11 protein-coding genes are annotated in these 11,072 nt (G+C 44.1%); 7 read left to right on the top strand and 4 right to left on the bottom strand.

The features are described from left to right. Positions 1 to 105: 105 nt before the first annotated feature. Positions 106 to 1,101: a type I glyceraldehyde-3-phosphate dehydrogenase gene (gap, locus tag FHQ30_RS06465; RefSeq protein WP_139612036.1), complete on the bottom strand. Its 996-nt coding sequence runs from the start codon at positions 1,099 to 1,101 to the stop codon at positions 106 to 108. A 284-nt stretch (positions 1,102 to 1,385) separates the two neighbouring features. Between gap and msrB the strand changes: the two genes are divergently transcribed. The 3 genes from msrB to dsbB all read left to right on the top strand — a co-directional run bounded on the left by msrB (position 1,386) and on the right by dsbB (position 4,001). Then, entirely contained in the window at positions 1,386 to 1,778 is a 393-nt protein-coding gene (msrB, locus tag FHQ30_RS06460; RefSeq protein WP_139612037.1) for a peptide-methionine (R)-S-oxide reductase MsrB, read from the top strand. A 133-nt stretch (positions 1,779 to 1,911) separates the two neighbouring features. Next, positions 1,912 to 3,447, top strand: coding sequence for a Na(+)/H(+) antiporter NhaB (gene nhaB, locus FHQ30_RS06455; protein ID WP_139612038.1), 1,536 nt, complete (start codon positions 1,912 to 1,914; stop codon positions 3,445 to 3,447). A gap of 20 nt (positions 3,448 to 3,467) precedes the next feature. Further along, the gene (gene dsbB, locus FHQ30_RS06450; RefSeq protein WP_139612039.1) at positions 3,468 to 4,001 is read left to right on the top strand and encodes a disulfide bond formation protein DsbB; all 534 of its coding nucleotides are present in this window, start codon (positions 3,468 to 3,470) and stop codon (positions 3,999 to 4,001) included. Between the two features lie 74 nt (positions 4,002 to 4,075). On the opposite strand, the gene cpdA is transcribed toward dsbB, so the two are convergent. Together cpdA and nudF are read right to left on the bottom strand one after the other, a co-directional pair. Next, positions 4,076 to 4,906 carry a 3',5'-cyclic-AMP phosphodiesterase gene (cpdA, locus tag FHQ30_RS06445; protein ID WP_139615017.1) on the bottom strand — a complete coding sequence of 277 codons (831 nt, stop codon included), beginning with the start codon at positions 4,904 to 4,906 and terminating at the stop codon, positions 4,076 to 4,078. A 158-nt stretch (positions 4,907 to 5,064) separates the two neighbouring features. Further along, entirely contained in the window at positions 5,065 to 5,685 is a 621-nt protein-coding gene (gene nudF / locus FHQ30_RS06440) for an ADP-ribose diphosphatase (RefSeq protein WP_139611164.1), read from the bottom strand. Positions 5,686 to 5,813: 128 nt separating this feature from the next. Here nudF and FHQ30_RS06435 point away from each other — a divergent pair, with 128 nt between their 5' ends. Further along, positions 5,814 to 7,166: a TolC family outer membrane protein gene (locus FHQ30_RS06435; protein ID WP_139611165.1), complete on the top strand. Its 1,353-nt coding sequence runs from the start codon at positions 5,814 to 5,816 to the stop codon at positions 7,164 to 7,166. A gap of 73 nt (positions 7,167 to 7,239) precedes the next feature. Here the strand turns inward: FHQ30_RS06435 and rho are convergent, their stop codons facing one another. After that, the gene (gene rho / locus FHQ30_RS06430) at positions 7,240 to 8,502 is read right to left on the bottom strand and encodes a transcription termination factor Rho (RefSeq protein WP_139611166.1); all 1,263 of its coding nucleotides are present in this window, start codon (positions 8,500 to 8,502) and stop codon (positions 7,240 to 7,242) included. A 350-nt stretch (positions 8,503 to 8,852) separates the two neighbouring features. Between rho and rhlB the strand changes: the two genes are divergently transcribed. The 3 genes from rhlB (at position 8,853) to rlmH (ending at position 11,045) form a co-directional block, all read left to right on the top strand. Continuing rightward, positions 8,853 to 10,121, top strand: coding sequence for an ATP-dependent RNA helicase RhlB (rhlB, locus tag FHQ30_RS06425; protein ID WP_139611167.1), 1,269 nt, complete (start codon positions 8,853 to 8,855; stop codon positions 10,119 to 10,121). 156 nt (positions 10,122 to 10,277) lie between these two features. Continuing rightward, on the top strand, positions 10,278 to 10,565 hold the full coding sequence (gene rsfS, locus FHQ30_RS06420; RefSeq protein ID WP_442805668.1) for a ribosome silencing factor: 288 nt from the start codon (positions 10,278 to 10,280) through the stop codon (positions 10,563 to 10,565). Between the two features lie 9 nt (positions 10,566 to 10,574). Then, a complete protein-coding gene (gene rlmH / locus FHQ30_RS06415) occupies positions 10,575 to 11,045 on the top strand; it encodes a 23S rRNA (pseudouridine(1915)-N(3))-methyltransferase RlmH (protein WP_139611169.1) in 471 nt (156 codons plus the stop codon). The last annotated feature ends 27 nt before the right edge of the window (positions 11,046 to 11,072 follow it).

The following is an 11,072-nucleotide window of genomic DNA, read 5'->3' as shown; positions in this document are numbered from 1 at the left end:
AGATCAACAGACCCTAAAAACAACTATCAACAGACCCTATTTTCAAGGTAAAAAAATACCGCACTTAAAAGTGCGGTATTCAATATATTTTTGCTTAAGACGTCATTATTTAGAAATGTGAGCAACTAAGTCTAATACTTTGTTTGAATAACCGATTTCGTTGTCGTACCAAGAAACGACTTTAACGAAGGTGTCAGTTAATGCGATACCGGCTTTAGCATCGAAAGTCGATGTTAATGGGCAGCCGTTGAAGTCGGTAGAAACCACTTCATCTTCAGTGTAACCTAGCACGCCTTTCAATTCATTTTCAGAAGCGCGTTTCATTTCAGCACAGATTTCTGCATAAGTTGCTGGTTTTGCCAGATTAACGGTCAGGTCAACCACAGAAACGTTAGTAGTAGGAACACGGAACGCCATACCGGTCAATTTGCCGTTCAATTCAGGAATGACCACACCAACTGCTTTTGCAGCGCCTGTTGATGAAGGAATGATGTTTTGTGCCGCACCGCGACCACCACGCCAGTCTTTGGCAGATGGACCGTCAACGGTTTTCTGAGTAGCGGTGGTAGCATGAACAGTGGTCATTAAACCGTCTTTGATGCCCCATTTGTCGTTCAATACTTTCGCGATTGGCGCTAAGCAGTTTGTGGTGCAAGAAGCGTTAGAAACGATGTCTTGACCTGCATAAGTATCAAAGTTAACACCGTTAACGAACATTGGTGTTTTGTCTTTAGAAGGACCTGTTAATACCACTTTTTTCGCACCGGCGGTAATGTGTTTGCGTGCAGTTTCGTCGGTTAAGAACAAACCTGTTGCTTCAACAGCAACGTCAACCCCGATTTCATCCCATTTTAAGTTTGCAGGATCACGTTCTGCTGTAACACGAATGGTTTTACCGTTAACAACCAAGTTACCGTCTTTCACTTCAACTGTACCGTCGAAGCGGCCGTGAGTTGAATCGTATTTTAACATGTATGCCATGTAATCCGCATCGATCAAGTCGTTGATACCGACAACTTCGACATCAGAACGGTTGATAGAAGCACGAAATACGAAACGACCGATACGGCCAAAACCATTAATACCAATTTTAATTGCCATGAGATTTTACCCTTCATTAATGTTTAACAAAATTACTACATTTTGCCGTTATTTTCACATAAAAATAACTGATTTGATGCTATTTTAACGTGTTGTAGCAGCGCCATGTAACTGTGTGAAGTATATCACAGATTTGTATTGGTTCGAAACAACAAATTATTGCGTCAAGTCAAGATAGCTCAAAGAATATAGCAGATAATAAAATGGCTTTATAGCAGAAAAAACAGGATATATTAGCGAGTTTTGTTTTAGAATAAGGTTGATGTAGAACCTTGGGAGGAACAATGAAAACAAAAGAACAACTTACGCCAGAACAGCAGCGAATTTGTCTGGAGCAAGGCACCGAATTGCCGTTCAGCGGAAAATTATTGCAGCAGCAGGGGATGGGGTTATACCGCTGTTTATTGTGCAATTCGCCGCTATTTGTTTCGGACACTAAATTTGATGCCAGTTGCGGTTGGCCGAGTTTTTATCAACCGGTATCCGAGCAGGCGATCCGCTATTTGGATGATTACAGCTTGTCACGCCACCGTACTGAAATTCGTTGCGGTCACTGTGATTCTCATTTAGGGCATGTTTTCGATGATGGTCCGCCGCCGACCGGCTTACGGTTTTGTGTTAACTCGGTTTCACTTATTTTCGAAAATCAGGAAAGTGGCGAAATAATAGAAGGTTAATAGTTTAAAAATGTGATTTGGTTAGCATTTTTTTATATAAGATCATAAATGGTTATTCTTTTTATAGAACTTGATTACAATACTTCATTATTGACAAATTATACGCTAGAAAAAAGAGATTCAGGGTAGAAAAATGAATTACAGCAGTGCGATTTTACGTAATTTTTTGGGTAAAACACCGGATTGGTACAAGGCTTGTATTTTAGGATTTTTAATTGTTAATCCGATTATTTACTTTACCATCAGCCCGTTTTGGGCGGGTTGGCTGCTGGTTGCAGAGTTCATTTTCACCTTGGCAATGGCATTGAAATGCTATCCGTTGCAAGCCGGTGGTTTGTTGGTGATTGAAGCGGTTTTCATCGGCATGACTTCACCGGATCACGTGATGCATGAAATTATGGCGAATATCGAAGTTCTCCTGCTACTGGTATTTATGGTGGCAGGGATTTTCTTTATGAAGCAGCTGCTGCTGTTTATTTTTACCAAATTACTGTTGGGGATCCGCTCAAAATTGCGTCTGTCATTGGCGTTTTGCCTGAGTGCGGCTTTTTTGTCGGCTTTTTTAGATGCCTTGACCGTCGTTGCGGTGATTATCAGTGTCGGCACCGGCTTTTATGCGGTATATCATAAAGTCGCTTCCGGTTACACCTTTGACGATAACTCTGACGATATTTTTAATGATCAAAAAATTGATATGTCACGCAATACGTTAGAGCAATTTCGCAGTTTCCTGCGCAGTTTAATGATGCACGCCGGGGTCGGTACCGCACTTGGTGGGGTGATGACGATGGTTGGTGAGCCGCAAAATTTGATTATTGCGGCACAGGCAGGTTGGGGATTCAGCGAATTTTTCTTACGCATGTTGCCGGTGACTTTGCCGGTGTTGATTTGCGGAACGTTAACCTGTTTGGCACTAGAGCGTTTTAAAGTATTCGGCTACGGGCAGCGTTTGCCACAAAAAGTATGGGTGGTATTGGCGCGTTATGAGCGCGAGCAGAGCCGTAAATTGACGGATCAAGATCGTCTGCGGCTGTATGTGCAAGCACTGATCGGGATTTGGCTGATTTGTGGCTTGGCGTTTCATTTAGCAGCCGTGGGGTTGATTGGTCTGAGTGTGATTATTTTGGCGACCGCACTTTGTGGTATCACTGAAGAACACGCCTTGGGCAAAGCCTTTCAAGACGCGCTGCCGTTTACCGCACTTTTAGTGGTATTTTTTGCGGTGGTGTCGGTGATCATCGATCAAGGACTGTTCCAGCCGATTATTAATTTTGTGCTGCACGCCTCAGATGAGACACAATTAGCGCTGTTCTATATTTTTAACGGTTTACTGTCTGCCATTTCCGATAATGTGTTTGTCGGCACAGTATATATTAATGAAGCCAAAGCAGCATTGACGGCTGGGACGATTACACAGCAACAGTTTGAGCTGATTGCGGTGGCGATCAATACCGGAACCAACTTGCCGTCGGTGGCGACACCAAACGGACAGGCGGCTTTTCTGTTTTTATTAACATCATCATTTGCACCATTAATTCGTTTATCTTATGGACGAATGGTTTATATGGCTTTACCTTATACTATCGTTTTAGCGCTAGTTGGGTTAGTATCGGTAGAACTGTTTTTACCTAAATTCACCCTTTGGTTCCAAAGTATCGGTGTATTTTGACAACATAATAAGGAAAGCGAATGTTATATTACTTAAAGCAGGTTTCCCTTAGCCGTGGCAGTTGGTTGCTGCTGTTGCTGTCCTGTTTGGCGTTTGAAGCCACTGGGCTATATTTTCAACACGTCATGAAATTAGAACCCTGTGTGATGTGTATTTATGAACGTGTTGCCATTGCCGGCGTGGCATTGGCAGCATTGATTGGAATGGTTGCACCGCGATTGTTGCTGATCCGTTTATTAGCCTTAGCGGTTGGCTTGGCAAGTGCGGTGAAAGGGCTGTTATTGGCGCTACAACATACTGATTATCAACTGAATCCGGTGCCGTGGAATCAGTGCCCGCTGATGGTAGAATTTCCCTCTACCTTGCCGTTAAATAAGTGGCTGCCGCAAATGTTTGAAGCTTACGGATCTTGCAGCGAAATCCAGTGGTCGCTGTTTGGTTTTGCTATGCCGCAGTGGTTAATAGCAATTTTTATCGGCTATATTTTGGTGTTGGGCTTGGTATTGATCAGCCAAATTAAACCGAGTCGCCGTCAGCGAACCCTGTTTAAGTAACAATAGGTATATAGTCTGACTACAAAGTGCGGTTTTGACCGCACTTTGTATTTTAGCCGTAAGATCAACAGACCCTAATAGCCTGAAATATTAAAATCCGGGATAAACAGATTCTGTTTGAGCCGCTTCACCTGTGTTATCAAGCTGCCGTCCGGATACAATTCGAACTCGCGCCAACCCGGAGGCAAAATATCCAAGTTGAAGTGGTAACTGTCGGATTTAAACTGAATGCAGGTTGATGGTGTTGTCAGGATTCGATAGGTATTCCACTGGGTATCCATTTCCTGATGGATGTGCCCGCTAATAATCGCTTTAATATGACGATGTTGTTGCAGACAGCTTAAAAACTCTGAGGTATTACGTAGATTATGTTGATCCAGCCAAGCGGAGCGGGTTGGAGCAATATGGTGATGCAGTACCACCAGCGTATATAAATCAGGATATTGTTCTATTTTTGCGATCAACCAGTCTAATTGATATTGATTCAGATAGCCGTGCGGCACATTCAGCACTTGGCTGTCCAACATCAAAATTTGCCAGTTATTGTTGACGATAATGTGTTTTAGCGGAGAGATAAATTCCGGATAACGGTTTAAGGTTTCAACCATGTGTGGCTGATAATCATGGTTGCCAGGAATCCAAAAAACCGGTTTTTGCAACTGTGAAATCTCTTCACTGAAATAGCGATATCCTTCCGGATTATTGTCTTGGGTCAAATCTCCGGTCGCTAATACAAATTCAAAAGCGAACGGCGTTTGTTGAATCTCGGATAGAACTGCCTTGAAGCTGTCGAAAGTATTAATTCCCAACAACTCCGCTTTTTTATCGGCAAACAGATGCGGGTCGGTTACTTGAATAAACCGAACCGGCAGCTTGTCAGAATGGTGTAGAAAAGTCGTTCTCAAAATATACCAACAAAATTGATAAAAAATAAAAATAAGTTATAACTGATAAGATACTGTTTTTTATAAAAATGTCAGTAGTTTTATATTAAAAATGCTAGTAGGCGCACATTTTGTATTAAATAATCTTGAAAAATTAGAGTTACATCACTTTTTTTAGGCTATGCCCATAATTTTTTCAAACGTGGATAATTTAACTGTAGCCACTGTAAGCCGATCACTGCAATACTGTTGTCGATTTTACCGCTTTCAACCCACTGATAAGCCTGTTCGCGGCTGACGACGTGCACTTTGATGTCCTCATGTTCTTCTGCCAAACCATGTAAACCATCGGCTTTAGCCGCATCAACTTTGCCGGCAAACAGGTGAATGCGTTCAAACACGCCGCCGGGGCTGTCCCAAACGCTCAGTGCCGGAATAATCTGCTGAATTGTGACCCCGGCTTCTTCTTGTGCCTCACGCAGTGCTACTTGTTGTGCTTGTTCGCCTTGTTCTACCATGCCGGCGATCAATTCCAGCAGCCAAGGAGATTGTGGGCTGCCGGCAACATAAGCACCGATCCGCACTTGTTCGACTAAAACCACTTGATCGCGCTTTGGATCATAGGCGATAACCGCAGAAGCCGCACCTTTGTAGAGTAGTTCGCGGGTGACTGTGCCGCTGTAACCACCGGCAAACAATTTGTGGCGGAATTGGATTTTATACAGTTTAAAAAAACCATCATAGACCAGATCTTGCTGTTCAACCGTTAAATCAGCGCTGGAAAATTGTTCAATCGACATACATTATTTCCTTGATTACTCATGAAGTATGGTTGTTAGTGTATCAAATTAAGCATTTTTTTCACTTACATTTATAAATACTTTTCGGTAAAATGTACGAATGAACGATCATTTAGTGGAGAGTAAATATGAAAAAAGCAGCATTGTTGCTGTCGGTTTTAAGCTTAGGCTTAGCGCAACAAGTGATGGCGACATCCCTGCTTGACGCTTATGAACAGGCGAAAATCAGTGACCCAATCGTCAAGAAAGCCTATGCTGACAGCCAGCAAATTATGGAAGGCAAAAATCAGGCAAAAGGAGCGTTACTACCTCAATTAAGCGCCAATGCCGGTTATAGCAGTAGCCGTTATATTGATCATGGAAGCAACCATAATAGCAGCTTGAACAACAGCTTCAGCCAAAATCGTGTTTTCAGTGCCGGGCTCACCCTCAGCCAGTCGCTGTTTAATATGAGCTTGTGGCGTAATTTGTCACTGCAGGAAAAAACGGCGCAGCAGGCAGAGGTGTCTTATCAAGCGACGCAACAGAATTTATTGTATCGGGTGGCGGCAGCCTATATTAACGTATTAAACAGTATTGATACGTTAACTTCAGTACAAGCGGAAAAAAGTGCGGTTTACAAACAGTTAACTAACACTAACCAACAATATCAAGTGGGGTTGGTTGCGGTGACCGATGTTGATGAAGCGCAAGCACAATACGACAGTGTGGTTGCCAATGAAATCGGTGCCAAAAACGATGTTGATAACAGTATTGAAGCGTTGTACGAAATTACCGGGCAGTATCCGTCAGATATTCGTAAGCTGGACACCAAAAAATTCAAAACTCAAAACTATGCCAACCCGAATCAGTATATTGCTCAAGGAGAAGAGCAAAATTTAACCCTGACCTATTATAAAATGGGGAAAGAGTTGGCAAAAGAGGGGATTAAAGTGGCGCAAAGTGCTTATCTGCCGACAGTAAATCTGGTTGCAGGTTTGACTCATACCAATTCGCAGATACCAAGTGCCAGCACCTACGGTATTGCGGATCGCAATCTGGATCGTGCCTCAATCGGTTTGGAAGTGTCGATGCCATTGTATACCGGAGGACAAACCAGTTCTAAAGTTCGGCAACAGCAGCATGCTTTTGTCAGCAATTCGGAAAATTTGGAATCGACCTATCGTGATTTGGTGCGTAATATTCGCTCCACAGTCAATAGTTTAAATGCTTCTGCTAGTTCGATTAAAGCCTATCACCAGTATGTTAAATCCTCGGAAAGTGCTTATAACGCTACTTTATCCGGCTATCAAACCGGCACCAGAACGATTTTGGATGTATTGAGGGCTACCCGATCTCGCCATGAAGCACAACGCCAGTTAGCTTCGGCTCGTTATAATTACTTATTATTGGAATTACAATTGCGCCAGCTGTCAGGCACGTTGAATGAAAGTGATTTAATTCGTCTTAATAGTTTGTTGACGATTAAGAGCAAGCTTTAATAACGTAAAAACTAAAAAGCGCTAGTCTAGACTAGCGCTGGTTGCAAATACCGTTTTATCAATCAAGCGTCAATCATGAACGCTTCATAATTTCAAAAAACTCTTCGTTGGTTTTTGCCATTGACAATTTATCAATCAGGAATTCCATCGCCTCACTTTCGCCCATCGGGTGAACGATCTTACGTAGAATCCACATTTTTTGTAGTTCATCAGGGGTGGTGAGCAGCTCTTCTTTACGCGTGCCGGAACGGTTGAAGTCGATCGCAGGGAAGACGCGTTTTTCGGCAATTTTACGCGATAAGTGCAGCTCCATATTACCGGTTCCTTTAAACTCTTCGTAGATCACTTCGTCCATTTTAGAGCCGGTATCCACAAGTGCGGTCGCAATAATGGTCAGGCTGCCGCCTTCTTCTACGTTCCGTGCCGCACCAAAAAAGCGCTTCGGACGGTGTAGGGCGTTGGCATCGACCCCACCGGACAGAATTTTGCCGGATGCCGGGGTGACGGTGTTGTAAGCGCGCGCCAGACGAGTGATCGAGTCTAATAAGATAACGACATCTTTTTTATGCTCTACCAATCGTTTGGCTTTTTCAATCACCATTTCAGCCACTTGCACATGGCGTGCCGCCGGTTCATCGAAAGTCGAAGCCACAACTTCACCTTTGACCAAGCGTTGCATCTCGGTCACTTCTTCCGGACGTTCGTCGATCAGTAACACCATTAAAATACATTCAGGGTAGTTGTAGGTGATGCTTTGTGCGATATTTTGCAGCAACATGGTTTTACCGGCTTTCGGTGGTGCTACGATTAAGCCACGTTGTCCTTTCCCGATTGGTGCCGCTAAGTCTAATACACGCGCTGTCAAATCTTCGGTTGAGCCATTGCCCCGTTCCATGCGCATACGCGAATTAGCATGCAGTGGGGTCAGGTTCTCAAACAGGATTTTATTGCGGGAAATTTCAGGACGATCGGCGTTGACTTCTTTGATTTTCAACAAGGCAAAATAGCGTTCGCCCTCTTTTGGCGGTCTGATTTTGCCTTCGATCATATCGCCGGTGCGCAGGTTAAAGCGGCGAATTTGGCTTGGTGAAACGTAAATATCATCCGGCCCTGCTAGGTAAGAGCTGTCGGCAGAACGCAAGAAGCCGAAGCCGTCTTGCAGAATTTCCAAAACGCCGTTACCGAAGATGTCTTCACCGCTCTTTGAATGTTGTTTTAAAATTGAGAAAATAATGTCTTGTTTGCGTAAACGCGCTAGGTTTTCCAAGCCCATTTGTTCTTCGCCAATGCGGACAAGCTCGGAAACCGGAGTATTTTTGAGTTCTGTAAGATTCATAATGGAGAAAATTAAAGTTAGATTAAGATTAGATAAATGAATATGTGAGTGTTGTCACTGAAAAGTGTGACTCAGACTTTTTGAGTGGCGATAAAATTACCACTAAAAGTGCGGTCTGTCCAGACTGAATTCGAATTAATCCCGTATTTCCGCTGGCAAAAAACCAAAATGGCGATAAAAAGATCGAAATTCCCGATTAAACGATGATTTATTTTATACCTCAGCGCTGCTTCATGCTATCCTTAGCAAATTTTAGCGATGTGAAATTTCGACATCGTCATCAATCTGAACCTTAATCTCGGATTATTAGGGCATGCCCTATGCAGCCGGAAAACATATCGATAGAGAATATGCAAACAAATAAACATTTAAGCCGGACACGTTTCAGCGATTTCCCGATCAACCCTCAGGTGCTTGCCGCCTTGGAGGACAGTGGTTTTGAATATTGCACCCCGATTCAGGCATTGACATTGCCGTTAACCTTGGCGGGCAAAGACGTTGCCGGACAGGCGCAAACCGGAACCGGCAAAACCATTGCGTTTTTGATTGCAACGTTTCACCGTTTGCTGAGCCAGCAAACTGATGGAGCACAGTATCAGCATAATCAACCCAGAGCATTGATTTTAGCGCCAACGAGGGAGTTGGCGGTGCAAATTGACAGTGATGCCGCAAAACTGGTGGGGCGTACCGGGCTGAAAACCGCACTTGCCTATGGCGGGGACGGTTATGACAAACAGTTGAAAGCAATTGAAAACGGGGTGGATATTTTAATCGGCACCACCGGACGAGTGATTGACTACGTTAAACAAGGCATTATCAATTTGGATAAAGTGCAGGTGGTGGTGCTGGACGAAGCTGATCGGATGTTCGATTTGGGCTTTATTCGTGACATTCGTTATCTGATGCGAAAATGTCCATCGGTGCAACAGCGGTTGACGCTACTGTTCTCCGCCACGCTCTCTTTCCGAGTGCGTGAGTTGGCGTTTGAAGACATGAATCAAGCGGAGTACATTGAAGTTGAACCGCTGCAAAAAACCGGACACCGCATCACCGAAGAGCTGTTTTATCCGTCTAATCAGGATAAAATGCCGTTGCTACAAACCTTGTTGGAAGAGGAGTGGCCGGAACGTTGTATTATTTTTGCCAACACCAAACACCAGTGTGAAGCAATTTGGGGTTATTTGGCGGCAGACGGGCATCGGGTCGGGTTGCTGACCGGTGATGTGGCGCAGAAAAAACGCTTGGCGTTGTTGGAAAAATTCACCCAAGGCGAATTGGATATTCTGGTGGCAACCGATGTTGCCGCACGCGGTTTACATATTCCGGCGGTGACCCATGTGTTCAACTATGATTTGCCGGATGACTGTGAAGACTATGTGCACCGTATCGGGCGTACCGGACGAGCCGGTGAAAGTGGTAAATCGATCAGTTTTGCCTGTGAAGCCTACGCTATGAATTTACCGGCAATCGAAAGCTATATCGATCACACTATTCCGGTCAGCCAGTATGACGCTGACTCGTTATTGCAGGATCTGCCAAAACCGTTTCGTCTGCGACGCAGCAGCTCAGTCAGCCGAGTAAATCAAAAACGGGGACACAAAAAGCCTGGCATGCGTTAATCCACTATATATTAAATTAAGCATTTTTTAAGCTTGAGTCGGTATAACTGATATGGCTCAAGCGGATTTGAACAAGTTAGTTGAATGAGGAAACTTTTGCAAAATTCATTAGTCAAAGCAGTCATTGAGATTTTAGATGACTTAAAAGCAAGCGATATTAGTATTTTAGATGACTTAAAAGCAAGCGATATTAGTATTTTCGATGTACGAGCCAACAACGGTATCACGGATAATATGGTGATTTGCACCGGTACATCCAGCCGTCATGTCGGCTCGATTGCGCAAAATCTCACCGAGAGCTGCAAACAGCAGGGGATAGAGTCTTTTGGTAGCGAGGGTGTTGCAACCGCTGATTGGATTGTGGTGGACTTTGGGCAGGTGATTGTGCATGTGATGCAGCAAGAAAGCCGTGATCTGTATCAGTTGGAAAAACTCTGGGGCTAGCCACAGCAGATGAAAATTCAGCTTATTGCGGTCGGCACCAAAATGCCGGCTTGGGTAACCAGCGGCTTTGAAGAGTATCAGCGCCGTTTTCCAAAAGACATGCCGTTTGAACTGGTGGAAATTGCCGCCGGAAAGCGTGGTAAGAATGCCGATATCAAACGGATTTTAGAGAAAGAAGGCGAGCAAATGCTGGCAGTTTGTGGCAAAAATAGCATGATTGTCAGCTTAGATATTCCCGGAAAACCGTGGACCACCGAGCAATTGGCAGAGCAGTTGGAAAGTTGGAAAAATGACGGTAGAGATGTGTGTTTATTGATTGGCGGACCAGAAGGGCTGTCGCCGCAATGTAAACAGGCTGCGGAGCGCAGTTGGTCGCTTTCGCCCTTAACTTTACCGCATCCGTTAGTTCGGGTCGTGGTGGCGGAAAGCTTGTACCGCGCTTGGAGTTTGACCACTAACCATCCGTATCATCGTGAATAGTATTAAACAGCAGAGCTGACAGTAGTA

The organism is Testudinibacter sp. 'clade 2' (assembly GCF_006227735.1).
In the GTDB taxonomy this organism is placed as follows: Bacteria; Pseudomonadota; Gammaproteobacteria; order Enterobacterales; family Pasteurellaceae; genus Chelonobacter.
Note: the sequence above shows the minus strand (reverse complement) of the source record. Positions and strands in the feature narration are given on the sequence as shown.

Excerpts from the sequence above, each read along its gene's own strand:
- gap (WP_139612036.1), bottom strand. The coding sequence starts at position 1,101 with ATGGCAATTAAAATTGGTATTAATGGTTTTGGCCGTATCGGTCGTTTC.
- msrB (WP_139612037.1), top strand. The coding sequence starts at position 1,386 with ATGAAAACAAAAGAACAACTTACGCCAGAACAGCAGCGAATTTGTCTG.
- nhaB (WP_139612038.1), top strand. The coding sequence starts at position 1,912 with ATGAATTACAGCAGTGCGATTTTACGTAATTTTTTGGGTAAAACACCG.
- dsbB (WP_139612039.1), top strand. The coding sequence starts at position 3,468 with ATGTTATATTACTTAAAGCAGGTTTCCCTTAGCCGTGGCAGTTGGTTG.
- nudF (WP_139611164.1), bottom strand. The coding sequence starts at position 5,685 with ATGTCGATTGAACAATTTTCCAGCGCTGATTTAACGGTTGAACAGCAA.
- FHQ30_RS06435 (WP_139611165.1), top strand. The coding sequence starts at position 5,814 with ATGAAAAAAGCAGCATTGTTGCTGTCGGTTTTAAGCTTAGGCTTAGCG.
- rho (WP_139611166.1), bottom strand. The coding sequence starts at position 8,502 with ATGAATCTTACAGAACTCAAAAATACTCCGGTTTCCGAGCTTGTCCGC.
- rhlB (WP_139611167.1), top strand. The coding sequence starts at position 8,853 with ATGCAAACAAATAAACATTTAAGCCGGACACGTTTCAGCGATTTCCCG.
- rlmH (WP_139611169.1), top strand. The coding sequence starts at position 10,575 with ATGAAAATTCAGCTTATTGCGGTCGGCACCAAAATGCCGGCTTGGGTA.